This is a genomic window from Mesorhizobium sp. B2-3-11 (assembly GCF_006442215.1).
In the GTDB taxonomy this organism is placed as follows: Bacteria; Pseudomonadota; Alphaproteobacteria; order Rhizobiales; family Rhizobiaceae; genus Mesorhizobium; species Mesorhizobium salmacidum.
This window is the reverse complement of sequence record NZ_VFVS01000013.1, coordinates 48,111-72,896: the sequence shown is the minus strand read 5'-3', so window position 1 is coordinate 72,896 and position 24,786 is coordinate 48,111. Positions and strand designations below refer to the sequence as shown.

Genomic DNA, 24,786 nt, shown 5'->3' with positions numbered 1-24,786 from the left:
GTATCGGGGCCTTTTCGAGCTCAGTTGCTCGGCGTGAGCACGGTAAAACCCTGTTCCCTAAAGAGTGCGCCGGCCTTGGCGGATTGCAGGCACTTCAGGAAGGCCGGTGTATCCTTGTCCTTCGAATCGGCGGTCTGGGCAACCGGATAGATGATCGGCGGGTGTGAATCCTCTGGGAAGGTGCCGACCACCTTGACGCCCTTTTCGGCGTGCGCGTCGGTGGCATAGACGATACCGAGGGCTGCTTCGCCGGTCGAAACCAGCTTCAGGGCCGCACGGACATTCTCGGCCTGCGCCACCTTGCCCACGACCGAGGACCAGACGCCGAGCGATTCGAGTGCCGCCTTGCCGTATTTGCCGGCCGGCACGGCCTTGAAGTCGCCCATGGCGAGTTTGCCGTCGCCGACCAGCTTGGCGAGGTCGAAGCCCTTCTCGATCTTGGCTTCGACAGTCGAATCCTTCGGCGCCACCAGCACGATCTTGTTGCCGAGCAACTTCACTTCCGTATTGGGCCTGGTCAGCTTTTTGTCGGAGAGATATTTCATCCAGTCGAGATCGGCCGGGATGAAGACGTCGGCCGGTGCCCCGCCCTCGATCTGCTTGGCCAGCGCCGAACTCGCGGCATAGGAGACGGTCGCGGCCTCGCCGACATCGGCTTCGCAGGCCTTGTTCACCGCGTCGAGCGCGTCCTTGAGGCTGGCAGCCGCGAACACCACGACCTTGTCCTCCGCGTGCGCTGCCGGCATTGCCGCCACCAACGCCGCTGCAAAACCGCTAATGGCGATCGTCCTCAACCCGAAACCTTTGCGCGTCACCGAAAACTCTCCCTGGGTTTGAAATCCGGTCGGCTCGAAGCCTGCAGACCGATATATCCGCATGGATATAACAAGGGAAGGCCTGGCATTGCCGGAATGCACCTGTTCGAGGGTTGTTCTGCTAAGATCTTCGATCGCCAACGAAGCCGTCGCGACCTCAAGCTCGAAAAAAGGGTAAGGAGGCCTATGCCGTGGTCAAGGCTTCGGACGTGATGGTCGGCATCGACTGAAAAGCCGCGGCTCAGACCGCTATCGGCGCCTTGATCGAGGCATCGGCGACATAGTTTTCCAGCCGGAAATCCTCGAAGCGGAAGGCGAACAGGTCCTTCACGTCCGGATTGATCCACATCGTCGGCAGCGCCCTCGGCGTGCGCTGCAACTGTTCGCGCGCCTGCTCGAAATGGTTAGAGTAGAGATGCGCGTCGCCGAGCGTGTGGACGAAATCGCCTGGCTTCAGCCCCGTCACCTGCGCCACCATCAGCGTCAGCAGCGCATAGGACGCGATGTTGAACGGCACGCCGAGGAAGATGTCGGCGGAGCGCTGGTAGAGCTGGCAGGAAAGCCGGCCTTCGGACACGTAGAACTGGAACAGGCAGTGGCAAGGCGGCAACGCCATCGCTTCCACCTCGGCGGGATTCCAAGCCGAGACGATCAGTCGCCGCGATTGAGGATTGCGGCGGATCTCCTTGAGAAGATTGGCGATCTGGTCGATCGAACCGCCGTGGCCGTCCGGCCAGGACCGCCACTGCTTGCCGTAGACCGGACCAAGGTCGCCATTCTCGTCGGCCCATTCGTCCCAGATCGAAACGCCATGGCCCGTCAAGTACTTGATGTTGGTGTCGCCGGCCAGGAACCACAGCAGTTCATGGATGATCGACTTCAGGTGCAGCTTCTTGGTGGTGGTGACCGGAAAACCGCGCGCGAGATCGAAGCGCATCTGGTAGCCGAAGATGGAGCGCGTGCCGGTACCGGTACGGTCGCCGCGATCGGCGCCGTTGTCGAGCACGTGCTGCAAGAGGTCGAGATACTGGCGCATCGGTTCCGGGCTCGATTCGAGATTTCGCCGATCATAGCGCATGTAGGCGCTGACGCCACGCTTGTCTGAAGTTTCCCCATCCAGGGGAGAAACTGTTTCAGCGCTTGCTCTGGCGAACCGGAAACGCGGAAAGTCGCCAGCGGGCCGCCAGAATGGAGTGACCCAAAAAAGTCCTAGAGGGAGCTGAGCTTGCCCAGATCCTTGGCCACCAGATAGTAAAAGGTCACGCGGTTCTTGGTGTTGTCGGCGTGCATCGCCTTGCAGGTCTTCTCGATCGCAGCGTCGGCTTTCGCCCCGTCGCTGACGCCGAGCTTCTTGGCCACCCAGCTCTCCTTGACCCGCGCCAATTCCTTTGGGTCCGTGCAGGACACCAGCGAGGAATCGCGGTTCCTCAGCGCAATGCCGAGATGCTTGACGATCTTTTCGACCGCATCGGCGTTTGCCGCGGCGTCATACTTCTTCACATCCGCAAGATAGTCGGCCATCAAAATTCCCCCTCGTCGGCGCCACGGATCCGATCGATGAGGGCTGTGGCGCTTGGCAACTTGTGCGCTAGGTCGGTAACTCCTCACCGCTCGCAAAGCTTCGGTTGAGACCGCGCCCAAGTCAACCCTCGGCGTCGCGATTTGACACAGGGACAACCACCATTGCGGCCTTTCATTTCCACGCAACGCCCCCTATATTCGTTTTGTCGGCTTGACCGACTATGGCGATAAATGGGCGATGAAATAAGCCGTTCGGACCCGGGGGCGGTACCCGGCGCCTCCACCAAAAGCCGCTGTCGACGATAGAGCGGTTTTTGCTGGGGGCGAAATAGGATCGACGAAGGTGTAAAGATCGTACTTTTGCCCGGCATTGTACCACCGTTATCGGGCTAAACTTATAGTTGCCAACGACAACTATGCGGAAGCACGTCTCGCTGCTTAATGCAGTGCGATAGCTTCAAATCAAGCCCTAGGGGTTCGCACTTCTAGGCGGGGTTCGGAGGTACCTGGCAACAGAAACCTCCACTTCTCCCCCTTCAATTTGCGTCACGCACAACGGCTCGTGCCGACGAAACTTCGCGCCTCTTCACCCAGGACGAAGAGCGCAGGCAAACGCTCGACGAGGCCGAGCGCACTTGCCAATCAGTGGTCGGCGTTTGTGCCGAACTTGGCTACGAATTGGTGACCTTGCCGCTTGCGCCAGTCGAGGAGCGCGTGCGCTTCCTCCTCGACGCTGCTGGATTGTCGCTGACATCGCGAGCATAAAGCGGCCGGACCACCGGCCCGGCCTTTCATGCGTGTTGTTGGAACCCGGCGAAACATTGTGGATTGAACCGACATCTTGGAGATCGGAAACATGGCGCTCAAGCGGATGGACAATGTAGGAATCGTCGTCGAGGACCTCGGAGTGACGATCGATTTCTTTCGCGAACTCGGCCTCGAGCTCGAAGGGCGGGCCACGATCGAAGGAGAATGGGCCGGGCGTGTCACCGGACTGGGCGATCAGCATGTCGAGATTGCCATGATGCGCACGCCGGACGGCCACAGCCGGCTGGAGCTCTCCCGCTTCCTCACGCCGCCTGTCGTCGCGGATCACCGGAATGCCCCGGTCAACGCCATGGGCTACCTCCGCGTCATGTTCACCGTGGACGACATCGACGATACGCTTGAACGGCTCCGCACGCGCGGCGCGCAGCTCGTGGGTGAACTGGTCCGGTATAAGGATGTGTATCGGCTCTGCTACATCCGTGGGCCCGAAGGGCTTCTCATCGGACTCGCCCAGGAACTCAGCTGAGCGCCAGAGAGCAGTCGTGAACCCCGGGCAAACGCCGGTTTTGCGCCGGGATAAACGACTGCAGCTTGTGTCGTCCGCAATGCCTCCGGCACAAAAAAGGCCGGGATCGACCCGGCCTTTCCTGATTCATCGAGGGTTTGCCTATTCCGCCGGCGCTTCGACCGCTTCCCGCGAGCGGCCAAGCGTGACCTTCGCCAGCGCGAACGATATCACCGCGCAGAGCGTGATGCCGGCGACCATCGGAAACGGCGTGCCGTCGAAGAATACGCCGGCAACGCCCATGGCAAGCGCGCCGATGGCAAAGTGCAGCGTGCCCATCAGTGCCGACGCCGTGCCGGCGATCTCGCCATGCTCTTCCATCGCCAGCACCGATGTGGTCGGGATAACCAGGCCGAGGAAGCCGTAGCCGACGAACAGCAGGGCCGCCATCACATCGAGCCGGTCGACGCCCGTCGCCATGATGGCGAACAGCACAACCATCGTCGTGGCGTAGCCGGTCACCGCCACCCACACCACGCGCTTCAGCCCGAACCGTTCGGAAAGCAGGCCGGTCAGTTGCGACATGCCGATGAAGGCAACCGCATTAATCGAGAAGAACACGCTATAGACCGAAGGCGACAGCCCATAATGGTCGATCAGGATGAAGGACGAGCTCGACAGGTAGACGAAGAAGCTCGCAATGCCGAAGCCGGCGATCGCCACCAGGCCGAGGAAATTACGGTCGCCCATCAGGAAGCGGTAGCCGGCGAGCGCGGTTCCGAAGGAGGAACCGACCCGTTCTTCCGCCGGCCGCGTCTCTTTCAGCGAGGTGGCCAGGAGAATGGTGGCGAGCACGGCCGCGCCGGTCACCGTCCAGAATACGGCGCGCCAGCCGAAATTCTCGATGATCTGGCTGCCGGTCAGCGGCGCCAGGATCGGCGACACCGAAAACACCAGCATCAGCAGCGACATCAGCTTGGCGGCCTCATTGCCGGTGTGCAGATCACGCACGATGGCGCGCGGAATGGCCATGCCGGCGCTGGCGCCAAGACCTTGCAGGAAGCGGAAGGCGATCAGCCACTCGATGGTCGGCGCCATTGCCGAGCCGATGCCGCCGACCATGAACAGCGCCAGGCCGCCATAGAGCGGCAGCTTGCGGCCGACCATGTCGGAGAACGGCCCAACGACGATCTGGCCGAAGCCCATCGACAGGAAGAAGATCAAAAGGCTCATCTGCACGGCGGTGGTGCCGGCATGCAGATCTGTGCCGATCGACGGCAGTGCGGGCAGATACATGTCGATGGCGAACGGGCCGATGGCGGACAACAGGCCGAGTACGACCGCGATGCGGAGGAATTTGGGACTCATGATGTTGGCTTCTTTCGAATCTGGTTATCGCCGCCAGGCGACGTCTACCCCAGGACGTTCCATCCCGTGGGATTCCGACTCCTGGAGAGAATTTATTCGTCCCTCTGGAGTGAAATCCCTTTATGCCGTGTCCACAAATTTAGACAGCCTTGTCTAAATCGTCAATCACCTCTATATAGATTTTCATGAGACCGGGCGTTTCTCCTGACACTTTCCCGCCACGCGGCCACGAGGCCAAGCGCCTGTCGATCGTCGACGCCGCCGCCGGAGTGTTCTGCCGAGAAGGCTTCGCCGGTGCCAACATCGACCTGATCGCGATTGAGGCGGGCGTGTCACGCCAGACCGTCTACAACCACCATGGCGACAAGGAAAAGCTGTTCATCGCCGTCGTGCGCGACCTGACCGAGCGCTGCAACGCCGGCATCTTCGCCACCATTGCCACCTTCCCCGATCAGCCCGGGGATATCGAAGCGGACCTAATCGGTTTTGCCGTGCGCCTGAACCAGAATTGCATCTGCAACCGCGACGGAAAATTCCTGCGCAAGCTTATCCAGACCGAAGGCGAGCGCTATCCCGAGCTCTTTGCCGAGTGGCGTAAACAGGGCCCAGGCCGGACATGGCCGGCAATCGCCGCCCGTTTCGCCCGCCTCGCCTATGGCGGCCACCTCACGATCGACGATCCCGACGTCGCGGCACGCCAGTTCCTCGGCCTCGTCAATGCCGAATTGCAGACCACCTTCATGCTTGGCGGCACGCCGCGCGAGGACGAGGTGGTGCAATCGGCAACGAACGGCGTGCGCACCTTCCTGCGCGCTTTCGGCAAGCGCCCTTCCCCGGCCGGCGCGAAAAAGCACACTGCGCTGGCTAACGCATAACATTTGCGGTTGCGGCGAAGCCGCCTTGCCGATCAAATCGTTGGCAATAGTCTTCGCTTCGGCGCGGCGGCGGTCTATATCAGGTTTACGCCGCGCCCAAGCTTGATTACAGCTATGCGGACGATTCAACGGAACCTGACCACCTCATGGCCGACGACCACATCCGCTACGACATTCTGGCCCAGGAGGCGTTGCGCGGCGTCATGCGCAAGGTCCTGGCCGAGGTCGCGCGCACCGGCCTCCCCGGCAATCATCATTTCTTCATCACCTTCCTGACCGGCGCGCCCGGCGTGCGCGTGTCGTCGCGCCTGCGCGAGCGCTATCCCGAGCAGATGACCATCGTCATCCAGTTCCAGTATTGGGACCTGAAGGTGACCGACACCGGCTTCGAGGTCGGTCTCTCTTTCTCCGACGTGCCGGAGAAACTCGAGATCCCGTTCTCGGCCGTGCGCGGCTTCTACGATCCCTCGGTCAATTTCGAACTCGAATTCGACGTCAAGACCGACGCGCAGCCCGACGAGGAACCGGCAGCACCGGCCCCCGAGCCGCTGACCATCGTCTCCGAGAAGAAGCCGAAGGCCGAGAAGAAGGCCGCCGCCGAAGCGGAGAAGAAGCCCGCCGCTGGCGATGCCGGCACCAAGGGCGCAGAAGTGGTCTCGCTCGACGCCTTCCGCAAAAAATAGGCTCGCGGTCCATGGCCGATATCGTCAACCTTCGTCAGCTCCGCAAACAGAAGGCGCGAGCCGACAAGGAACAAATGGCCAGCCAGAATCGCGCCTTGCACGGCCGCACCAAGGCTGAAAAGCAACGCGACCGCCTGATCGCCGACAAGAGCGAAAGGTTCGTCGCGGGCCATCACCGCGAAAAGCCCGGCGAACCAGGCAACCCCAGCCAACCTAACGATCGCAGCCAATCTGACGATTCCAGCCAATCTGACGGTCAATGAGCGCCGTCGAAAAGCGCTCGGTGACCATTCGCGGCCATCGCACCAGCTATTCCCTGGAAAAACCCTTCTATGACGACCTCCTCGCCATCGCGGCGGCGAGAAAGCTGACACTCGCCGCCCTTGTCGCCGAAATTGACGAGACCCGGCCGCGCGATGCCAACCTGTCCTCGGCGCTGAGGCTCTATGTCCTGGAGTGGGCGAAGCACGGGACGAACGCCTGAACTAGGCACTGTCAGCCACGTCTGCCTTCCTGCGTCTGGTGCCGAAGCCGAGCAAGGTCGAGCGCTCACGCTCCTCGGCCTGCTTGCGCGAGCGCACGCGCATCAGATCCTTCCAGCCGACATAGCCGACCAGCCTTCCGTCCTCACGCGCCACGACCGGCAGATGCGAGACATTGGCCGTCAACAGTTTGTCCGAAAGACCTTCCAGATATTCGTCGGGATAGGCCAGCGTCACCTTGCTTCCGGCCAACAACTCCCCCAGCGTCGTCGTCCGGTGCTTGCCGGCGCGGCGCCAGCGCAGGATCGCCGGCGGATCGATGAGCCCGAGCACCTGCCTGTTTTCATCGACCACGGGAAAACTCGGATGCCGGGTTTCCGGCGCGGTCAAGAAGGCGGCCGCGCCATGCAGCGTCATCGTCGCCGGCACGCTCTCGACTTCCGATGTCATCACCTCGCGCACCCTGGTGAGCGCGAATGGATCGACGCGATATTCGCGCACAAGGTGGTGCCCTCGCCTGGCGATCTTCTCGGTCAGGATCGAACGCTTCATCAGGAGAACGGTGACGGCATGCGCCGCCGCACAGGCCGCGATCAGCGGCACCAGCACATGCGTGTTGCCGGTCAGCTCGACGGCGAAGAAAGTGGCTGTCAGCGGCGCGCGCATTGTGCCGCCCATGGTGGCGGCCATGGCCAGCAGCGCCCAGAAGCCCGGGTCCGCCGCCGGCAGGATCCCGGCAAGCACCGCGCCCATTGCGCCACCCATGATCAACAGCGGCGCCAGCACGCCGCCCGAGGTTCCCGAGCCGAGCGCCACCGACCAGATCACGGCCTTGACCACCAGCAGCAGGAGCGCCGCGGTCGCGATCGTGCGGCCGTCCAGCATGTCGGCGATGTTGTCATACCCCACGCCGAGCGCCCGTGGGTCGATCAATCCGCCTATGCCGACCACCAGGCCGCCGAGCATCGGCCACCACATCCAGTGGATGGGCAGCTTCTGGAAGCCGTCCTCGCACGCATAGACCATCTGCGTCAGCAGCCCGGACAAAAGACCGGCGCAGATACCGACCAGCACCCAGCCGCCAAGGCCGAGGAAGGAAACCGCCATGCTGCCCTGGAACGGAAAGATCGGCCCCGGCATATGCAGCATCGTGCGCTCCACCTCCGCCACGATGGCCGCCACCGCCACGGGAATGAAGCTGCGCGGCGTCCATTCGAACAAAAGCAGTTCCACCGCCAGCATGATGGCCGCGATCGGCGTGCCGAACACGGTGGTCATGCCGGCCGCCGCTCCCGCGACCAGCAGCGTCTTGCGCTCGGTGTCTGAGACCGGCAGCATCTGCGCGATCAGCGAGCCGATGGCGCCGCCGGTCATGATGATCGGCCCCTCGGCGCCGAACGGCCCGCCGGAGCCGATCGAGATCGCCGACGACAGCGGCTTCAGGATTGCCACCTTCGCGTCCAGTCTGGAGCGCCCGAGCAGGATCGCCTCGATCGCCTCGGGAATGCCGTGACCGCGGATCTTCTCGCTGCCATAGCGCGCCATCAGGCCGATGATCAGCGCGCCGATGACCGGAACGATGACGGCGGCAAGCCCGAGCGGCGTATCCTGCAGCTTCAGCTCGGCAAGCGAGAACTGGCCGAAATAGGCGATGTTGGTGGCCAGCCGGATCAGCTTCAGCAGCACGATGCCGGCAAACAGCCCGGCGGTCGCCACCACCACCGCTATCGCGGCGACGAGCAGCACTCGGGCATCCGTGGTGAAATCCCTGAGATGACCGGGATTGGAGTTGTGGGTCTTCATGGTTGCGTTGCTTCCCGGCGGCGGCCGTATCTGGTTCTGCGGCACGGTCGAAGTGGCCAGCCGGTTGTCGGTCGGCTATGTATCGTAACACGATATATCTGTTCAAGCTCATTCCGCCCGAAATTTCGTTTGAGCTTTCTCCGGAAAACGAAGACATCTCCTATATGACGCAGCCACCCAAGACACGACGCCCCGCCATCAGGCAATCCGACTACGAGCGGCTGTCCGAATTCCGCTACCTGATCCGCCGCTTCCTCGAATTCAGCCAGGTGCAGGCCGAGGATGCCGGCCTGACCCCGCGCCAGCACCAGGCGCTGCTGGCGATCAAGGGCTATCCGGGCGGCGGGCCGGTGACGGTGGGCGACCTGGCGGAACGCCTGCGCATCCGCCACCACAGCGCCGTCGAACTGGTCAACCGTCTCGGCGAGGCAGGACTGGTCGCACGAGATCAGGACAAGGACGATCATCGCCGCGTACTGCTGCGGCTGACCGAGCGCGCCGACGATTGCCTGGCCGAGTTGTCTGCCGCGCATCTCGACGAGCTCTCGCGCATAGAACCCATGCTGCGGCGCCTGCTCGATGGGGGCCAAGACTGACGCCCGGCGTCCGCGCGGGCCGATACCGAATTATTTTTTTCGAATCCGAATCCTTTGGCCTGGCCGCTGCGTCCTGGACAGGTGAGAGCCGAGGAACCGATGCGATGAAACACCATTTGATACGCTATAAGACGAAGCCGGACCGGGCCGACGAGAACGAGCGCCTGGTCAAGGCCGTGTTCGAGGAACTGCGCGGCAAATCGCCGGAAGGCGTTCGCTACATGACCTGGCGCTCCGGCGACGGCACTTTCGTCCATCTCGTCGAGATCGAAACCGACGAGCATGCCGATGTCATCCCCGGGCTTGCCGCTTTCGAGGCCTTCCAAAATGGCATCAGGGATCGCTGCATCGACCCGCCGCACCGTGACGTGATGACAGTGGTGGGCCATTATCGGATGCTGGACGAGTAGCTGAATAAACCACGTCAAGAACGGGCGGTGCATGAACAGCCAAGGCGAAGTCCGCGAGCCTTTCGACCGCTTGTTCGGCGAATTGCGCCCCAAGCTGCACCGCTATTGCGCCCGCATGACAGGCTCGGTCGTCGATGGCGAGGACGTCTTGCAGGAGGCGCTGGCCAAGGCATTCGAGGCCTTGCCCAACGCCGGCCCGATCGCCAATCCCGAAGGCTGGCTGTTCCGCATTGCCCACAATGCGGCGCTCGATTTCCTGCGCCGCCGCGCCCGCGAGAGGGCCTTCTCCGACGAGGAGCCGGACATGATCGCCGACCCGGCAAATTCCATCGCCGACCGGCAGGCCGCGGCAGCCGGATTGCACAGTTTCATGCGCCTTCCCGTCGCGCAACGAAGCAGCGTCATCATGATGGACGTCCTGGGCTATTCGCTGCAGGAGATCAGCACCATGCTCGACACCAGCATCCCCGCGATCAAGGCCGCGCTGCACCGTGGCCGAGGCCGGTTGCGCCAGTTCGCCAATGAACAGGACGATCGTCCTGTTCCCAGGCTGAGTGCATCGGAGCGCCTGTTGCTCGACGCCTATGTCGATCGCTTCAACGCCCGTGATTTCGACGCCGTGCGGGACATGCTGGCCGATGAAGTGCGGCTGGAACTTGTGGCCAGGGCAAGGCTGAACGGCCGCAAGGAGGTGGCCACCTATTTCGGCAATTATTCCCGGGTGCAGGATTGGCATTTCGCGCCTGGTTTCGTCGAAGACCGTCCGGCAATCCTCGTGCGTGATCCCAACGACCCTGCGGCAGCGCCGACATACTTCATCCTGCTGGGTTGGCAGGGCGACAAGCTTGCCACCATCCGCGACTTCCGCCACGCCAGATACGTCGCTGACGGCGCCGAAACGTTTCTTCTTTGAGACGATTGCGAGACGGCGAGCAACCGGAAAGCCCAGTCCTACCGCCTACTGCAGCGACTTCAGCAGATTGTCGACAGTGAACGGATTGGCTTTCGGCTTGGCCGGAGGCGGATTGTCGTTGGCGGGCACCCGCTCGGCCTTGGGCGCCTGTTCCGCCGCCTTGCGCTCGGCTTCGAGCCTGGCTTTTTCCTGAGAGGCAATGCGCATCGCCTCCTCCGCCTTCTGGCGCTCCTGCTCGGCCTGCGCCTTGGCCGCCTCGTCCGCTGCCTGCTGTTCCGCCGCCGCCTTCGCATCGGCATCGGCCTTGGCTTTCGCGTCTGCATCCGCCTTGGCTTTCGCTTCCGCGTCGGCCTTCGCCTTGGCATCCGCTTCAGCCTGGGCCTGAGCGTCGGCTTCCGCTTTCGCCTTGGCGTCGGCTTCTGCTTTCAGGCGCGCCGCTTCCTCCTGCTGGCGCAATTCTTCCGCGGCCTTGTCGCGGGCATCCTGAAGTGCCGCGTAGTAGCGCACCTCGCGCCGCAGCCGCTGTTTCTCAAGCAGCGCGGCCTGCATCGCCTCGACGCGTTGCTGTTCTTTTTCCAGCGCGCGCTGGGTCAGGAACTGCGCCAGCGGCTCGCTGTCGAACTGCCGTTTCACGGCACCGAACGGCCCCTCGGCGGTGAAATTCACGACCGGCTCGGAGCCGACCAGCGCTTCGTCGCCGGGCCGATAGGTGACCGCGCCCTTGGCCGAAACCGTGCTGGCGTTAAGGTCGGCCGTGATGTCGGCCGACAAGGTCGCCGCCGGATTTTCAAGGCTGATCGGCGGCGCTCGCAGCATGCCGCCGGCAATCGTGAAGGCGACCTCGGCGTCCTTTGCGGCGAAGCTGCCGTCGGCTGCGATGTCAGGCACGAAGCCAGCGGTCTTGGCCGCGTCGATATCGCGGCCGATCGCATCCGCCTTGGCGAGGAATGCGCCGAACGCGTCAGGATTGACGCCGGCGATCTGCAAGCCCTTCAGCGTCGCCGTGCCGGATCCCGACAGAGCGGCGATCATCGCGTCGACCGACTTGCCGCTGGTCGACAGCGTCGTCGAAAAATCGCCACTGCCGCCGATGCCCGCATTCGGCAACACATCAGCCAGGTCGGCACCCGCCAGTTTCATCTGTCCGGTGAAAAGCCCGGTGCCCTCATTGTTCTTCAACTCGAACAGGCCGGAGAGCGCGCCGCCGAGGAATTTGGCTTTGAGGTCGGCGACCCGAATGCCTTCCGGGTCGAGCTTGAGCGAGAAGGCCGCGTCATAGGCGGTGGCCAACGGGCCGGCGGCCAGCGAAGCCGTGGTCAGGTCGAGATCGGCGGTGAACGGCAGGCTGGACTTCTGGCTGAACGGCGCCGACGGCCATGCGCCGGCCTTGTCGCTCTTGCCGGCTCCGTTCTTGTCCGCGAGAAAAGCGGAATCGCCAAACAGTGCCACCGCCATCGGATCGAGGTCGAGTTCGTCGAGCGCCAGCGCACCGGCCAGATGCGGCACGCCATCCTTGCCGTCGACCCCCTGCTTGACATCGAGGTTGATGTCGCCGGACACAGCCGCCTCGTTGATGGCGCCGCTGAGCCCGGAGAGCACCAGCAGGCCATTGCCGTAATCGGCCTGCGCGGCCAGCGATGTCGACATGCCGGCGCCCATGCCGGGCAGGCCAATGCCCGTCGTCATCAGCCAAGGTTCGATGTCGGAGGCGTCGAGATTGACCTTGCCCTTGGCCGTCGGACCTTGCGGCGTGTCCGCGACCGTACCCTCGAAGCCGGCCTTGAAGTCGTTGCCGGCAAGGCTGAAGCTCGTCGCCAGGCCGCCGCCAAACGTGCCCTTGGCCTGGATATCGGTGCTTGCTTCACCCAGCATGCCGAGCGGCAGCGCCGGCAGGCCATAGAGCGCCAGCAAGGCGGTTGCGTCCGGGTTCCTGGCATTGAAAGTCAGGGTCACCGGCGCGTCGGCAAGCTTGTCCACCGAGCCCCTTCCCGACAGCGACGCCGAAAACGCCGAGCCGCCGGCCTTGCCCTGCCCGCTGACCGCCAGGCCCGTGGTGCCGTCGCCATTGTCGGCGGCACTGGCCACGAGGTCGATGCGCGCATCCTGGAACAGGTCGGGATAAGCGGCGGCGCGGCCCGCGAGCCCCTTCAGCACGGCATTGTCAGGATAATGCTGCGCGGCGACGTCGATCAGCGGCTTCAGGTCGACCGCGACCACCGAGGCGTCGAGCTTGCCGGTCGGGCCCGCCGGAAAATCCTTGATCCGGCCCGTGGCGCTGATCGAGGAACCGGCCAGTCCGCCGACCGAAAGCCTGTCGATTTCGAGCAGTCCGTCCCGCAGCCTGAGAGCGGTATCGACCGTGTCGGCGGTCAAGCCGCCGGCGCTGACCGGGCCGGCCTTGATCTGGAAATCGAGGTCGCTGCTGGCAAAACGGTTGGCGCCCTTGTCGCTGACGAAGATCGAGGCGAAGGCCGCCAGCCCATCGACATCGAGGTCACCGCCCTCGAGCCGCATCAGCACCGAGGGCTTTGCGTCGTCAGGCTGGCTGGAATCGATGCGGCCGGAAAACTTCGCCTTGCCCAGGATCAATTCGAGATCGCTGAAGGATTGATGGTTTTCCGAGAGATCGACCTTGGCTTTGAACCCGGCGGCAGGCAGACGGCGGATCGCTTCGTCGACATCCTTCGACAGCCAGGCTGCGAAACCCGAAGGTTGCGCCACGGCCAGCAGCAACGAGCCGGTGAAGCCGAAATGGCCCTGCACGTTGAGCATGACCTTGCCATCGGCTTCCAGCTTGGTGCGGCCCGGCAAGGTCGCGGCCAGCGATTTCACCGACCAGCCGTCACCGACCGGCTCGGCGGAAAGATGAACGTCGCGCACCGTGGTGTCGCCGGCCACCACCGCCGGCAGCTTGATCTCGACCGTGCCGGGAATAGTCGGCTTCGGCACATCGAGCAACGCCTGCTCGAGCCCGGCGATACGCTGGTCCAGCGTCAGGCCCGCACCCGCCGGCGCACCCACCGCCTCGTCGAATTGCACCTGTGCGCCGTTGGCTTCGATGGCGAAGCTCGGTTTCTGGCCGAGATCGACCGAAGCCTTGCCGTCGGCGGTGTAGGGATTGTCGAGCGGACCGGTTTCGAAACGGAATTCATCGACACCAAGCTTCTGGTGGTCGAGCGAGAACTTGCCGTTCAGCCGGAAACCCGGATCGGGCTTGCCGGCGCTGACCTTGACCGTCTCGCCATCCGTGCCGCGCAGCTCGGCTGAATTCTTGCCGGCATCATCCTTGTCGGCACCCGAAATCTTGAACTGGCCGGAATAGACGGCGGCACCATTGACGATTCCGGCATTGCCGTCGGTCTCGATGACCAGCGGATAGGCTTCGGGGTCCGCCCTCACCCGTAACCGCATCTGCCCGGAGGGTTCGGCCTTGCCGGTCGACGCCGCGACCGTGGTCCGCAACCCGTCCAGCCGCAACGTGCCGTCCATGCGCCACGGACCGGCCAGCGACTTGGCCGAAATGGTCGAATTGATCTCGGAAAAGATGTGGCTGCGGCCGCCTGCGGCATGGCGCAGTTCGACCTGCCCTTCCGTCACCGTCAGCTTCTCGATCGAAATCTGGCCGGGGTCGAAGGGCGAGGACGGGCGCATCGCCCAGTCGACGGTACCATTGGCCGCGATGTCTATGGTCGCCTTCGGCCGCACCAGCCGCATGTCGAAGATCAGCACCTCGCCGCGCAGGAAGGGCGCCAGTTCGGCATCCATCGAAAACGTCTCGACGGTCATGGCCGGCTGGCCGTCGGGGCCACCGGCGACGGCGACGTTGGAAAAGGTCACCGAGGGGAACGGCAACAGCCTTGCCGTGGCATCGCCCTGCACGGTTACCTTGCGGCCGAGGATGGCGCTTGCCTCGCGCTCGAACTCGGCGCGGTAGCCGGTCCAGTCGACGAAATACGGCACCACCAGCGCCGCAAGCAGCACCAGCACGAACAGGCCACCGAAGATCACGAACAGGCGTGCGAGCATCCGCTCCGAACAGGTTGATTGAAATTCTGCCGCACTCTACCCGCATCCGCGTGTCGATAAAGAGGCAATTCATCCTGTGTTGCGTCACGTCGGACGATCTGAAACAAATTCTAGGAAAAGCGGAGATTCTCGGATGTCGGGCAAGAACTGGGATCGCGTGCCGATCGATGCACAGAGTGTCGATGCCCCGCTATCGCAGTCGGCGATTTTCCTTGTCGTCACCGTCGCCGGCGAACAGCCGGCCTTGGCCAGGGTTTGCTCCGTGCTCGGCGAGCTCGACGACCTGGTCAAGACTGTCGGATTCCGCGATCTTGGCGGGCGCCTGTCGTGTATCGCCGGCATCGGCAGCGATCTCTGGAACCGGCTCAGCCCCGGCCGGCGACCGCTGGAGCTGAAGCCGTTCGCGCCGATCAAGGGCGCGGTCCATTCGGCGCCAACGACGTCGGGCGACCTGCTCTTCCACATCCGCGCCGAGCGGCCCGACATGTGCTTCGAATTCGAACGCATCCTGCTCGACAGGCTTGGTCCCGGCGTGACCGTCGTCGACGAAGTGGCGGGCTTTCGTTATTTCGATGCCCGCGACCTGCTCGGTTTTGTCGACGGCACTGCAAACCCGGCCGGCCTCGATCTGCCAGCCTCGGCGCTGGTCGGTGACGAGGATGCCGACTTCGCCGGCGGCAGCTATGTCGTGGTCCAGAAATATCTCCACGATATGCAGGCCTGGGCGCGCATTCCGACTCCCGAGCAGGAGGCGATCATCGGCCGCACCAAGATCGACAACATCGAAATCGATGATGACGACGCGCCCCGCAAATCGCACAAGTCGCTGGCCACCATCGAGGATGCCGACGGCAACGAGTACGACATACTGCGCGACAACATGCCGTTCGGCAGGCCCGGGCAGAACGAGTTCGGCACCTACTTCATCGGCTACAGCAGATATCTTTGGGTCACCGAGAAAATGCTGCAGCGCATGTATGTCGGCGACCCGCCGGGCGCCTACGACCGGCTGCTCGATGTCTCGACGCCGCACACCGGCACGACCTTCTTCGCCCCGACCCGTCCCATGCTGCAGACGCTTGTGCAGGCTAAGTAAGACAAGCTACTCCACTGCACGGTAGAGCAGCGGCTGGTGGCCTCTATCCGCGGTCCCTCAGCGTGCGTCGCGTTTCGCCTGCGCCACCTTGGCCGCTTTGCGCTGGCGGCCAAGTTCCGCCGGTCGAACAAGACTTGGAACCTTCTGGTTGGCGACGGCCCGCATGCCCTTGTGCGCCGTTCGCGAATTGTGCGTGGGACCGTCCGGGGCTTTCTGCTTCAAGGCCAGCGCCTTGCGTGCATTGTCAACCAGCGAAATGCGGGCCGCCAGTTGGCGGCGCCGTTCGGCCTCGCCGTTCAGCCGCCGCATCGCCATGGCCAGCACCGCGAGCTTCACTTGTGAACCGCCATCGGCCTTTGAGGGTGCCGCGCCTTTCGGCGCGCCCTTGCCGCGTATCTCGCGCCGCCTGCGATGCGCTTCGGCCTGCGCCTTGTCACGCCGTTCCCGCAACAGCTTGACCAGGCCGGAAAGGTCGTTATCGGAAAGTTCCTGCACCACCGGATGGTGCGATTTCTCCACCATCTCGTGTTCGTCGGCGCTCAGCGCTCGCGCTTCTTCCTTGCGTGAAATGGCCATGACAGTCCTCCTCAGCCGGCACGCCTGTCTTTCCAGGCTTGCCACTGCGGGAGCCTCGACCCGAATGGCCGCGCGGTCAAGACGCGCTCTTCACGACGCCCTAGCCCGCGTCAGGCAGGATCTTGCCCGGATTCATGATATTTTGCGGATCGAGCGCCTGCTTGATGGTGCGCATGACGTCGACGCCGTGGCCGAGTTCATGGCGCAGGAAGCCGATCTTGCCCTGGCCGATGCCGTGCTCGCCGGTGCAGGTGCCCTCCATGGCGATCGCCCGCATGTTGAGCCGCGCGACGAATTTTTCCGACAGCGCGATTTCCTTGGGATCGTTCACATCCATCAGCACCAGCACGTGGAAATTGCCGTCGCCGGCATGGCCGACGATCGGCGCGATCAGCCCCATCTCGGCGATATCAGCTTCGGTTTCCATGACGCATTCGGCAAAGCGCGATATCGGCACACAGACATCGGTCGAAAGCCCCTTGGCGCCCGGCCGCAAGGTCAGCGACGCCCAGTAGGCGTCGTGCCTCGCCTTCCACAATTTTGTCCGCTCCTCGGCGACGCTGGTCCACAGAAACGGCCCGCCGCCATTCTCTTCCGCGATCATGCCGAAGGTCTCGGCCTGCTCGGCGACACCGGCATCGCTGCCATGGAATTCCACGAACAGGCATGGGCTCTCGGGATAATCGAGCTTGGAATAAGTCTTCATCGCCCGCATCTGCAGTGCATTGACCAGTTCGATGCGCGCCACCGGAATGCCCATCTGAATCGTCGCGATGACGGCGTTGCAGGCCGCCTCGACGCTCGGAAACGGACAGACGCCGCCCGAGATCGCCTGCGGAATACCCTGCAGCTTCAAGGTTAGCGCGGTGATGATGCCGAGCGTGCCTTCCGAGCCGACCAGCAGCCGGGTCAGATCATAGCCCGCAGAACTCTTCTTCGCCCGTTTGCCGGTCGTCACCGTCTCGCCGTCAGCCATGACGGCGGTCAGCGACAGCACGTTCTCGCGCATCGTCCCGTAGCGCACCGCATTGGTGCCGGACGCCCGCGTCGCCGCCATGCCGCCGAGCGAGGCATTGGCGCCCGGATCGATCGGAAAGAACAGCCCGGTATCGCGCAAATGCCGGTTCAGGTCCTCGCGCGTCACGCCGGGCTCGACCGTGCAGTCGAGATCCTGTGGATTGACCGAAAGAATGCGGTTCATCCGCGACGTATCGACCGAGATACCGCCACCCGGCGCATTGGTGTGGCCTTCGAGCGACGAGCCGACGCCAAACGCGATCACCGGCACGCGATGCGCGGCGCAGGCGCGCACGATCTCCTGCACCTCGGCCGTGGTCTCGGGGAAAGCCACGCCGTCGGGCGCCTGCGTCGGAATGTAAGTCGTCGTATGCGCGTGCTGCGAGCGGATGGCCTGGCCGGTCTGGAAGCGCTCGCCCAGCCGCTGCTTGAGGATGCCGAGCACCGCCGCGATGCCTTCCTCGTTGCGTTCGACCGGATTGAGGTCGCTCAGAGCCATGAAATCCTCCGCGAATGGACCAGCATGCATGCTTGTTATGCGATTATGGATGCGTAGTCTCCGCGACCACGCTCTGTCCAGCACCAGAACAAGGAAGTTTCAATGTCCATCCCCGCCCCCTTCGTCTCCAGGCCCATGGACATCGAGAAGGACTGGATCGACTATAACGGCCATCTCAACATGGCCTACTACAACGTGCTGTTCGACCGCTGCTCGGACGAGGCCTTCGAGGCGATGGGCATGGGGCTGGACTATGTGAAAGAGCGGCGGCTCACCATCTACACCGCCGAAGTCCATGTCTGCTACGTGCAGGAACTGCACCTGGATCACAAGGTCACGGTCTCCTTCCAGCTCATCGAGCATGACGAGAAGCGGCTGCGGGCCTACCAGGAAATCCGCCATGTCGACGGCTGGCTCGCCGCCACGTCCGAGACCTTGTCGCTGCATGTCGATATGTCGGGGCCGAAGGTGGCGCCCTTCCCGGCCGATGTGCTGGCGAGGATCCAAGCCATGCGCGCCGCCCATTCGGTGCTGCCTATGCCCGAACGCGCCGGCCGCTCGATTGGAATCAAGCGCAGGTGGGCGGAGCCGGCATCCATCTCGCCCCATTAGCGGGAGACCGGGCTGGCTTCAAAGCCACACCCGAAACTCAAAATCGCAGAACATCGGATAACCGCCGGCACCCGCGCTTGAAGCGGGTTCGCACCGACGTTAACCTTACCGAGGTTTTAACGGGAACAAGCCAATTGAGCCGTTGAACGACTCAGCGGAGCGGTCGAAAACGTCCGCACAAGGGTTGTTTTAGCGGGCGGCGGGGCGAAGCCGGTTCGAGGAACGTGCATGAAAACGGACATCAAGGTCGAGGTGGACAGGCTGGCCGCCGATCCGCGCATATCAGACTACGATTTCTGGCGTTCGCTCAAGAATGTCGACAACGAGATCTTTCACATCGCCAACAACAACGAACCGATTCCATTCGACATGATCCGCTGGCGCAGCATCCTGAAGCGCGCCCGCCTGAAGCGCGGCCATGCATAGCGAGGCGGAGGGATCAAATCCCCAGCTTCACGGCTGCCGCCTGATCGCCGCCAGCGGTGAGCGCGCGATCACCGGCGATGACTGGATGATCGCCGTATTGGTCATCGCATGGGGGATGATGCGGTCGATCACCCGTTCGAGTTCGGCGACCGAGCCGACATGCGCCAGCGCGATGAAACAGTCTTCGCCGGTCACCCGGTCGCATTGCGCGATTTCCGGCAGGTCTCGGATGATCTCGGCCACGACGGCCAATTGCCCAGGCACCGGCCGGATGCGCAGCCATGCCGATAGTTTCAGGCCAAGCGCCGCGGGATTGATCTTGACGCAATAGGCCTCGATCACGCCGTTTTCCTGCAGCCGCTTGATGCGCTCGGCCACACTCGGCGCCGACAGGCCGACCGAGCGCGCCACTTCCGCCGTGCTGGCGCGCGCATCCTTTTCCAGCAGGCGCAGGATCTTCATGTCGGCCGCATCGAGGTTGATGTTTTCGCTTCGAAGGCGTTTCATGGAAAACTCCTTGCTTCCGGGTAAGAAATGATCGGACAAGCGGATCATCATCCATATAAGTCGGGACGATCGGCTACGATACTGGTCTCATGGACGACCCGAGGCAAGCACCGCATTCCGGTTTTACCGCAGGCAGCCCTACTGCTGTCCGCCCGGCCCTTGCCGGCCCCGCACTCACCGGGCTGGCGACAAGACTGCCGCCGCATGTCTGGTTCGCGGTCAGCGCGGTCTTCCACTATCTCGGACCGGCCTTCGCCGTGCTGCTTTTCCCGCATGTCGGCGTGCTCGGCATGGCGTGGCTGCGTATCGCCACCGCGGCGCTGATCTTCGCGCCGCTGACCCGCCCTTGGCGAACCTTCGCCCGGGCCGGCCCTCGGACGCGGCTCCTGCTCATTGCCTTCGGCGCTTGCCTGGCGGTGATGAACTGCTCGTTCTACCTGGCGCTTGACCGCCTGCCGATCTCGCTGGTGGCGGCGATCGAGTTCGTCGGCACCATCGGCATTGCGCTGGTCGGCCTAAGGAGCGCCCGCAATCTGGCCGCTCTTGCCATCGCCGTCACCGGCACCTTGCTGTTGATTGACGTCAAATGGTCAAGCGACCCGGTCGGGCTGTTCTGGGCTTTCCTCAACGGGGCGCTCTTTGTCGGCTACATCGTGCTTGGCCACCGTGTCGCCCGCGCGGGCGCCGGCGACGGCATCGCCGGCCTTGGTGCTGCCATGGCGGTCGCCTTTGTCGTCGTGCTTCCGATCGGTGTCACCGACGCGCTGCCCGCCTTTTTCTCGCCGCCGCTGCTCATCGCCGCCATCGGCGTCGGCATCTGTTCTTCGGTCATTCCGTATATCTGCGATCAACTCGCCATGGCGCGGTTGCCGCGCGCGAGTTTCGCGCTGATGCTGTCCCTGCTGCCGGTCACCGCGACGCTGATCGGCATCGTCGTGCTGCGCCAGATTCCAAGCATCAGAGATTGCCTCGGCGTCGCGCTGGTCGTGGCCGGCGTTGCCTTCCACAAACCGGCGGCTGATCGCGAAGCCGATCGCACTTAGGCCAGCTTCTGCTTGAGGAAGGCGATCGTCCTGCCCCAGGCGAGGTCGGCCGCCTTCTTGTCGTAGCGCGCCGCCGAGGTGTCGTTGTTGAAGGCATGGTTGGCGCCTTCATAAACATAGACCTTGTATTCGACATGCGCGGCGTCGAGTTCCTTCTTGAAAGCATCGATGCCGGCGTTGGTGCGCTCGTCCAAGCCCGCATAATGCAGCAGCAGCGCAGCCTTGATCTTCGACGCGTCGGCGGCCTTGGGCTGCATGCCGTAATAGGCGACGCTGGCGGAGAGATCGGGCGCGTTGACGGCCAGCATGTTGGCCGTGCCGCCGCCCCAGCAGAAGCCGATGGCGCCGACTTTGCCATTGCCGTCCTTGTCGGTCTTGAGGAAGGCGACCGTCGCCACGCCGTTGGCAACGGTCTGCGTCGCATCGAGTTTCCCGAACATGTCGCGCGCCTTGTCCTCATCAGTGGGCGTGCCGCCGAGCGGCGACAGGAAATCGGGCGCGAGCGCCAAGAAGCCCTCCAGCGCCACGCGCCGGGCGACGTCGCGGATATGCGGGTTGAGCCCCCTGTTTTCATGGATGACGATGACGGTGCCGAGCTTGCCGGTCTGGTTTGCCGGTTTGACCAGATAGCCTTTCATCTCGCCGCCGCTGACGGGATAGGTGATGTCCTCGCCCTTCACGCGGGGATCGTTTTCGGCCACGATCGCCGCCTGGGCGGAGTTCGCCGCCAGCATCGGCACGATCGCGGCGGCCGCAGCACTTGATCCGGCAAGCCTGGTCAACTGCTCCATGAAGCGGCGGCGATCCAGCGTCAGATGCGTGTATTCGTCATAAGCATCGATCATCGCCTGGGTGATGACGGGTTTGGTGGTGACGTTGGCCATCAGCTTCCTCGCTCTCTCGGCTTCGGTGTCCTTGCCGGTCGCAAGATAGGGGCGAGCCTCTCATCGTCCAGTCACCGGACCGTGACATCTCGCTGTCCTGCCGGCCGCCAGTCGGTCGGCTGGAAGATCATCACGTTTTTGTCATCGGTGACAAATCTTGATGGCGCCGCCACAATAGTGGGGGAAACTGGCTTGCCGGCCGCCTTTGGCGGCCACGGTCCTATAGGCCCGATCTGAAAGGAACAGTACCGATGACCATGACCTCGCCGATCCTGGCAACCGCCTTCGTGGCAGCAGTGGCGGCCGTTCTGGCGATGCGCGCGGCTGTTGTTGCGGCGAGCCGCAAGTCCATGGTCAAGGTTCGCAGCCGCCGGCGTCAGCGCACAAACACGAAACCCAAGTTGAGGTGAAGTCATGAACGTCCAGGACATCGTGAACACCGTCTCGCAGAAGGCCGGGCTTGACCAGGCTACGACCGAAAAGGTCGTCGGCACCATCCTCTCGGTGCTGGAGCACGAAGCCGAAGGCACCAGTGCGTCTTCGTTTTTCGCCAAGATTCCCGGCGCCGACGACCTTGCGCACCAATATGACGTCATGGCCGCCGCGCCGGCCGGCGGCGGCGGCTTCCTGTCGTCGCTGCAAGGCGCGCTTGGCGGCGTTCTCGGCGAGAAAGCCGGCGCACTGGTCAACGGCCTCGCCGCGCTCAAGGCATCCGGCCTCGACATGGCGCAGATCCAGAAGGCCGGCGAGACGCTGGTGCAGCAGGCCGAGGCCGCCGCCGGCCCCGATTTGACCAACCAGGTGCTCGGTTCGGTGCCCAGCCTGAAGGCCCATCTGGGGCTCGGCTGATCGTCGAATCGCCGAACCCGGCACCGCCTATTTCGGCAGCGCGTAGGCCATCACATAATCGCCCGACTTGGTGCCGACCGAGCCGTGGCCGCCGGCGACGATGACCACGAACTGCCGCCCGTCGGCGACCGTATAGGTCATCGGCGTCGATTGCCCCCCGGCCGGCAGCCGCGCCCGCCAGAGCTGCTTGCCCGATGTCAGGTCGTAGGCGCGCAGATAGTCGTCGACGGCGGCACCCAGGAAGGCAACACCGCCGGCCGTGATCATCGGTCCGCCAATGCCGGGCACCCCGACCTTCAGCGGCAACGGCAGTGGCGTCATGTCGTAGACGGTGCCGTTGCGGTGCTTGTAGGCAATGGTACCGGTCCGAAGATCGACGCCAGCGACATAGCCCCAGGGCGGCGCCTGGCACGGAATGCCGAGCGGCGATAGGAACGGTCCCATCACCACCGCATAGGGCGCGCCGTCATTGCGGTTCAGCCCCTGCTCGCTGCCCTTGGTATCGCCCGGCGGCGGCACGTCGGCGCGGGGGATCAGCCTGGACGTGAAGGCGAGATAAGTCGGCATGCCGAACATCACCTGCCGCACCGGATCGACCGCCACGCCGCCCCAGTTGAAAGTGCCGAAATTGCCGGGGTAGACCAGCGATCCCTGCAGCGAGGGCGGCGTGTAGCGGCCTTCATAGCGCAATTTATGGAGCGCGATCCGGCAGGCCAGTTGGTCGAACATGGTGATGCCCCACATATCGGCCTCGGTCAGCGGCGGCGGGCTGAAGGAAAGGTCGGATGCCGGCTGCGTCGGCGATGTGTGATCTCCTCCGATGGCGCCGCCCGGCGCTGGCACGTCCTTGACGGGGATGACCGGCTCGCCGGTGCGCCGGTCGAGCACATAGAGGTCGCCCTGCTTGGTCGGCCCGACGAGGGCGGGCACGACGGAGCCGTCAGCCTTGGTGATGTCGATCAGGCTCGGCTGCGCCGGCACGTCCATGTCCCAGAGGTCATGGTGCACGGTCTGGCGCACCCATTTCAACTGTCCGGTGTTGAGGTCGAGCGCGGTGATCGAGGAGGAGAATTTCTCGACATTGGCGCTGCGGCCCATGCCGAGCTGGTCCGGCGTCTGGTTGCCGAGCGGTACGTAGAGCAGGCCGAGTTTCTCGTCGGCGCTCGGCGTCGACCACATGTTGGGCGAGTTGGCGGTGTAGGTCTGGTCGGCCGGCAGCGGCGTCGTCTGGTCCGGATTGCCGGAATCCCAGTTCCACAGCAGCTTTCCGGTGCTCGCATCGTAGGCGCGGATGACGCCGGACGGCTCCTGCGTCGAATAATTGTCGTTGACCGCGCCGCCGACGATGATCTTGCCGCCCGCGATCAGCGGCGCCGAAGTCGAGTAGTAATAGCCCGACTTCGGATACGGCATGTTGGCCAACAAATTGAGCGTGCCGCCCTCGGCGAAGGCCGGGCAAACCTGCCCGTTGGCGGCGTCGAGCGCGATCAGCCGGGCATCCGAGGTCGGCAGGTAGACGCGCGCAGCGCAGGGCTGACCGGCGGCGCCCGCGGCATCGGCATAATAGGAAACGCCACGGCAGGTCTGGTGCTGGCGGTCCTTGTCGAGCTTGACCTTGGGATCGTAGCGCCACTTCTCCTTGCCGGTCGCCGCATCGACGGCGATGGCGAAGTTGTGCGGCGTGCAGATATAGAGCGTGTCGCCAATTTTAAGCGGTGTCACCTGGTAGGTGGTCTCGCCGACATCGTCCGGGCCCTTCACGTCACCGGTGCGGTAGGTCCAGGCCGGCTGCAGATTGGCGACATTGTCCGGCGTGATCTGGTCGAGCGGCGAATAGCGCTGGCCGAACTGCGTGCGCCCATAATAGTGCCATTCGCCCGCGGGCACATCGCCGCCGAGATTGGCGTTGGGGATCACCTTGTCGGTGTCGAGCGCGCCGCCGATGTCCTTCGGGTCCGTGGTCATCGAATAGCCGGCCACCGCCAGCGATGCCAGCACGGCAAGGATCAGAGGCGCGCGACCGTCCGGACCGGCAAGGCCCCGCCGCGCCCACGGCGTCAGCAGCCACAGCGCCACCAGCACGATGATGCCGCCGCGCGGGCCGAGCTCCCACCAGTCGAAGCCGGTTTCCCAGACCGCCCAGGCCAGGGTGCCGATCACGATCGCCGCATAGAGCCAGAGCGCCGTGGAACGGCGCCGGTAGAGCAGCCAGGCGGTGATCAGGAAGGCGAGACCGACAATGATGTAGTACCAGCTGCCGCCCAGCGAAGCCAACCAGATGCCGCCGGCGCCAAGTGCCAGGCCTATGAGGAAGAGGACGAGGGAGGCGATGGTGACAGCCAAGATGATACTCCTTCGACTGTTGCGCGCATGAGGCGGCCTTGGGCAACCCGGCATTGTGTGCCGCCCCCTGCGCAACTTTCTCCCGACCGCCGCGCCTGTCAAGCATAGGTCATGGGCCCGCGGCAGCAACCTTCTTCCGCCTGAGGTTGTTCACAACGCCGGCCGCCAT

25 protein-coding genes and 1 other RNA gene are annotated in these 24,786 nt (G+C 64.0%); 15 read left to right on the top strand and 11 right to left on the bottom strand.

Annotated elements, in window-relative coordinates; translation table 11 throughout:
- Positions 1-20: 20 nt before the first annotated feature.
- The 3 genes from modA to FJ960_RS18475 all read right to left on the bottom strand — a co-directional run bounded on the left by modA (position 21) and on the right by FJ960_RS18475 (position 2,336).
- Positions 21-815 carry a molybdate ABC transporter substrate-binding protein gene (gene modA / locus FJ960_RS18485; RefSeq protein ID WP_140715893.1) on the bottom strand — a complete coding sequence of 265 codons (795 nt, stop codon included), beginning with the start codon at positions 813-815 and terminating at the stop codon, positions 21-23.
- A 241-nt stretch (positions 816-1,056) separates the two neighbouring features.
- Positions 1,057-1,851 (bottom strand): thymidylate synthase, encoded by a 795-nt coding sequence (locus FJ960_RS18480; RefSeq protein ID WP_140716031.1) that lies wholly within the window; start codon positions 1,849-1,851, stop codon positions 1,057-1,059.
- Between the two features lie 173 nt (positions 1,852-2,024).
- Positions 2,025-2,336 carry a DUF2853 family protein gene (locus FJ960_RS18475; protein ID WP_140502480.1) on the bottom strand — a complete coding sequence of 104 codons (312 nt, stop codon included), beginning with the start codon at positions 2,334-2,336 and terminating at the stop codon, positions 2,025-2,027.
- Between the two features lie 166 nt (positions 2,337-2,502).
- Between FJ960_RS18475 and ssrA the strand changes: the two genes are divergently transcribed.
- Together ssrA and FJ960_RS18460 are read left to right on the top strand one after the other, a co-directional pair.
- Positions 2,503-2,863: a transfer-messenger RNA gene (ssrA, locus tag FJ960_RS18470) on the top strand.
- A gap of 329 nt (positions 2,864-3,192) precedes the next feature.
- Positions 3,193-3,630 (top strand): VOC family protein, encoded by a 438-nt coding sequence (locus FJ960_RS18460; protein WP_140715891.1) that lies wholly within the window; start codon positions 3,193-3,195, stop codon positions 3,628-3,630.
- A 141-nt stretch (positions 3,631-3,771) separates the two neighbouring features.
- On the opposite strand, the gene FJ960_RS18455 is transcribed toward FJ960_RS18460, so the two are convergent.
- Positions 3,772-4,977 (bottom strand): multidrug effflux MFS transporter, encoded by a 1,206-nt coding sequence (locus tag FJ960_RS18455; protein WP_140715889.1) that lies wholly within the window; start codon positions 4,975-4,977, stop codon positions 3,772-3,774.
- A gap of 185 nt (positions 4,978-5,162) precedes the next feature.
- Between FJ960_RS18455 and FJ960_RS18450 the strand changes: the two genes are divergently transcribed.
- The 4 genes from FJ960_RS18450 to FJ960_RS18435 all read left to right on the top strand — a co-directional run bounded on the left by FJ960_RS18450 (position 5,163) and on the right by FJ960_RS18435 (position 7,019).
- Positions 5,163-5,852 carry a TetR/AcrR family transcriptional regulator gene (locus FJ960_RS18450; protein WP_140715886.1) on the top strand — a complete coding sequence of 230 codons (690 nt, stop codon included), beginning with the start codon at positions 5,163-5,165 and terminating at the stop codon, positions 5,850-5,852.
- A gap of 146 nt (positions 5,853-5,998) precedes the next feature.
- Positions 5,999-6,535: an SspB family protein gene (locus FJ960_RS18445; protein ID WP_140502475.1), complete on the top strand. Its 537-nt coding sequence runs from the start codon at positions 5,999-6,001 to the stop codon at positions 6,533-6,535.
- 11 nt (positions 6,536-6,546) lie between these two features.
- A complete protein-coding gene (locus FJ960_RS18440; protein ID WP_140715884.1) occupies positions 6,547-6,798 on the top strand; it encodes a DUF4169 family protein in 252 nt (83 codons plus the stop codon).
- Positions 6,795-7,019, top strand: coding sequence for a ribbon-helix-helix domain-containing protein (locus FJ960_RS18435; protein ID WP_140715882.1), 225 nt, complete (start codon positions 6,795-6,797; stop codon positions 7,017-7,019). Before FJ960_RS18440 ends, FJ960_RS18435 begins: the two co-directional genes overlap by 4 nt.
- 1 nt (position 7,020) lies before the next feature.
- Here the strand turns inward: FJ960_RS18435 and FJ960_RS18430 are convergent, their stop codons facing one another.
- On the bottom strand, positions 7,021-8,820 hold the full coding sequence (locus FJ960_RS18430; protein ID WP_140715880.1) for a chloride channel protein: 1,800 nt from the start codon (positions 8,818-8,820) through the stop codon (positions 7,021-7,023).
- Between the two features lie 164 nt (positions 8,821-8,984).
- On the opposite strand from FJ960_RS18430, the gene FJ960_RS18425 reads away from it, so the two are divergent.
- The 3 genes from FJ960_RS18425 (at position 8,985) to FJ960_RS18415 (ending at position 10,739) form a co-directional block, all read left to right on the top strand.
- Entirely contained in the window at positions 8,985-9,416 is a 432-nt protein-coding gene (locus tag FJ960_RS18425) for a helix-turn-helix domain-containing protein (RefSeq protein ID WP_181169685.1), read from the top strand.
- Between the two features lie 104 nt (positions 9,417-9,520).
- The gene (locus tag FJ960_RS18420; protein WP_140502469.1) at positions 9,521-9,826 is read left to right on the top strand and encodes a hypothetical protein; all 306 of its coding nucleotides are present in this window, start codon (positions 9,521-9,523) and stop codon (positions 9,824-9,826) included.
- Between the two features lie 31 nt (positions 9,827-9,857).
- The gene (locus FJ960_RS18415; protein ID WP_140502467.1) at positions 9,858-10,739 is read left to right on the top strand and encodes a sigma-70 family RNA polymerase sigma factor; all 882 of its coding nucleotides are present in this window, start codon (positions 9,858-9,860) and stop codon (positions 10,737-10,739) included.
- Between the two features lie 45 nt (positions 10,740-10,784).
- Here the strand turns inward: FJ960_RS18415 and FJ960_RS18410 are convergent, their stop codons facing one another.
- Positions 10,785-14,765, bottom strand: coding sequence for an AsmA-like C-terminal region-containing protein (locus FJ960_RS18410; protein ID WP_140715878.1), 3,981 nt, complete (start codon positions 14,763-14,765; stop codon positions 10,785-10,787).
- 133 nt (positions 14,766-14,898) lie between these two features.
- Between FJ960_RS18410 and FJ960_RS18405 the strand changes: the two genes are divergently transcribed.
- Positions 14,899-15,861: a Dyp-type peroxidase gene (locus FJ960_RS18405; protein ID WP_140715876.1), complete on the top strand. Its 963-nt coding sequence runs from the start codon at positions 14,899-14,901 to the stop codon at positions 15,859-15,861.
- Between the two features lie 57 nt (positions 15,862-15,918).
- Here the strand turns inward: FJ960_RS18405 and FJ960_RS18400 are convergent, their stop codons facing one another.
- Entirely contained in the window at positions 15,919-16,437 is a 519-nt protein-coding gene (locus FJ960_RS18400; RefSeq protein ID WP_140715873.1) for a hypothetical protein, read from the bottom strand.
- Between the two features lie 100 nt (positions 16,438-16,537).
- A complete protein-coding gene (locus tag FJ960_RS18395; protein WP_140715871.1) occupies positions 16,538-17,953 on the bottom strand; it encodes an FAD-linked oxidase C-terminal domain-containing protein in 1,416 nt (471 codons plus the stop codon).
- 102 nt (positions 17,954-18,055) lie between these two features.
- Between FJ960_RS18395 and FJ960_RS18390 the strand changes: the two genes are divergently transcribed.
- Both FJ960_RS18390 and FJ960_RS18385 read left to right on the top strand, forming a co-directional pair.
- On the top strand, positions 18,056-18,565 hold the full coding sequence (locus FJ960_RS18390) for a thioesterase family protein (RefSeq protein ID WP_140715869.1): 510 nt from the start codon (positions 18,056-18,058) through the stop codon (positions 18,563-18,565).
- Between the two features lie 228 nt (positions 18,566-18,793).
- On the top strand, positions 18,794-18,991 hold the full coding sequence (locus tag FJ960_RS18385) for a hypothetical protein (protein ID WP_015317249.1): 198 nt from the start codon (positions 18,794-18,796) through the stop codon (positions 18,989-18,991).
- A gap of 27 nt (positions 18,992-19,018) precedes the next feature.
- On the opposite strand, the gene FJ960_RS18380 is transcribed toward FJ960_RS18385, so the two are convergent.
- Positions 19,019-19,498, bottom strand: a complete 480-nt coding sequence (locus FJ960_RS18380) for an Lrp/AsnC family transcriptional regulator (protein ID WP_140715867.1) — start codon at positions 19,496-19,498, stop codon at positions 19,019-19,021.
- Positions 19,499-19,587: 89 nt separating this feature from the next.
- Here FJ960_RS18380 and FJ960_RS18375 point away from each other — a divergent pair, with 89 nt between their 5' ends.
- On the top strand, positions 19,588-20,541 hold the full coding sequence (locus FJ960_RS18375) for a DMT family transporter (protein ID WP_246672873.1): 954 nt from the start codon (positions 19,588-19,590) through the stop codon (positions 20,539-20,541).
- On the opposite strand, the gene FJ960_RS18370 is transcribed toward FJ960_RS18375, so the two are convergent.
- A complete protein-coding gene (locus FJ960_RS18370) occupies positions 20,538-21,425 on the bottom strand; it encodes a dienelactone hydrolase family protein (protein WP_140715865.1) in 888 nt (295 codons plus the stop codon). The genes FJ960_RS18375 and FJ960_RS18370 overlap by 4 nt on opposite strands.
- A gap of 251 nt (positions 21,426-21,676) precedes the next feature.
- Between FJ960_RS18370 and FJ960_RS29540 the strand changes: the two genes are divergently transcribed.
- Positions 21,677-21,835, top strand: a complete 159-nt coding sequence (locus FJ960_RS29540) for a hypothetical protein (RefSeq protein WP_181174270.1) — start codon at positions 21,677-21,679, stop codon at positions 21,833-21,835.
- A gap of 4 nt (positions 21,836-21,839) precedes the next feature.
- Positions 21,840-22,274, top strand: coding sequence for a hypothetical protein (locus FJ960_RS18365; RefSeq protein WP_140715863.1), 435 nt, complete (start codon positions 21,840-21,842; stop codon positions 22,272-22,274).
- 27 nt (positions 22,275-22,301) lie between these two features.
- On the opposite strand, the gene FJ960_RS18360 is transcribed toward FJ960_RS18365, so the two are convergent.
- Positions 22,302-24,617 carry a glucose/quinate/shikimate family membrane-bound PQQ-dependent dehydrogenase gene (locus tag FJ960_RS18360; RefSeq protein WP_140715861.1) on the bottom strand — a complete coding sequence of 772 codons (2,316 nt, stop codon included), beginning with the start codon at positions 24,615-24,617 and terminating at the stop codon, positions 22,302-22,304.
- Positions 24,618-24,786: the final 169 nt, after the last annotated feature.

Bases quoted from the DNA above. Each gene is read 5' to 3' on its own strand.
- FJ960_RS18480 (WP_140716031.1), bottom strand. From the start codon at position 1,851: ATGCGCCAGTATCTCGACCTCTTGCAGCACGTGCTCGACAACGGCGCC.
- FJ960_RS18475 (WP_140502480.1), bottom strand. From the start codon at position 2,336: ATGGCCGACTATCTTGCGGATGTGAAGAAGTATGACGCCGCGGCAAAC.
- FJ960_RS18460 (WP_140715891.1), top strand. From the start codon at position 3,193: ATGGCGCTCAAGCGGATGGACAATGTAGGAATCGTCGTCGAGGACCTC.
- FJ960_RS18455 (WP_140715889.1), bottom strand. From the start codon at position 4,977: ATGAGTCCCAAATTCCTCCGCATCGCGGTCGTACTCGGCCTGTTGTCC.
- FJ960_RS18450 (WP_140715886.1), top strand. From the start codon at position 5,163: ATGAGACCGGGCGTTTCTCCTGACACTTTCCCGCCACGCGGCCACGAG.
- FJ960_RS18445 (WP_140502475.1), top strand. From the start codon at position 5,999: ATGGCCGACGACCACATCCGCTACGACATTCTGGCCCAGGAGGCGTTG.
- FJ960_RS18440 (WP_140715884.1), top strand. From the start codon at position 6,547: ATGGCCGATATCGTCAACCTTCGTCAGCTCCGCAAACAGAAGGCGCGA.
- FJ960_RS18435 (WP_140715882.1), top strand. From the start codon at position 6,795: ATGAGCGCCGTCGAAAAGCGCTCGGTGACCATTCGCGGCCATCGCACC.
- FJ960_RS18430 (WP_140715880.1), bottom strand. From the start codon at position 8,820: ATGAAGACCCACAACTCCAATCCCGGTCATCTCAGGGATTTCACCACG.
- FJ960_RS18425 (WP_181169685.1), top strand. From the start codon at position 8,985: ATGACGCAGCCACCCAAGACACGACGCCCCGCCATCAGGCAATCCGAC.
- FJ960_RS18420 (WP_140502469.1), top strand. From the start codon at position 9,521: ATGAAACACCATTTGATACGCTATAAGACGAAGCCGGACCGGGCCGAC.
- FJ960_RS18415 (WP_140502467.1), top strand. From the start codon at position 9,858: ATGAACAGCCAAGGCGAAGTCCGCGAGCCTTTCGACCGCTTGTTCGGC.
- FJ960_RS18410 (WP_140715878.1), bottom strand. From the start codon at position 14,765: ATGCTCGCACGCCTGTTCGTGATCTTCGGTGGCCTGTTCGTGCTGGTG.
- FJ960_RS18405 (WP_140715876.1), top strand. From the start codon at position 14,899: ATGTCGGGCAAGAACTGGGATCGCGTGCCGATCGATGCACAGAGTGTC.
- FJ960_RS18400 (WP_140715873.1), bottom strand. From the start codon at position 16,437: ATGGCCATTTCACGCAAGGAAGAAGCGCGAGCGCTGAGCGCCGACGAA.
- FJ960_RS18395 (WP_140715871.1), bottom strand. From the start codon at position 17,953: ATGGCTCTGAGCGACCTCAATCCGGTCGAACGCAACGAGGAAGGCATC.
- FJ960_RS18390 (WP_140715869.1), top strand. From the start codon at position 18,056: ATGTCCATCCCCGCCCCCTTCGTCTCCAGGCCCATGGACATCGAGAAG.
- FJ960_RS18385 (WP_015317249.1), top strand. From the start codon at position 18,794: ATGAAAACGGACATCAAGGTCGAGGTGGACAGGCTGGCCGCCGATCCG.
- FJ960_RS18380 (WP_140715867.1), bottom strand. From the start codon at position 19,498: ATGAAACGCCTTCGAAGCGAAAACATCAACCTCGATGCGGCCGACATG.
- FJ960_RS18375 (WP_246672873.1), top strand. From the start codon at position 19,588: ATGGACGACCCGAGGCAAGCACCGCATTCCGGTTTTACCGCAGGCAGC.
- FJ960_RS18370 (WP_140715865.1), bottom strand. From the start codon at position 21,425: ATGGCCAACGTCACCACCAAACCCGTCATCACCCAGGCGATGATCGAT.
- FJ960_RS29540 (WP_181174270.1), top strand. From the start codon at position 21,677: ATGACCATGACCTCGCCGATCCTGGCAACCGCCTTCGTGGCAGCAGTG.
- FJ960_RS18365 (WP_140715863.1), top strand. From the start codon at position 21,840: ATGAACGTCCAGGACATCGTGAACACCGTCTCGCAGAAGGCCGGGCTT.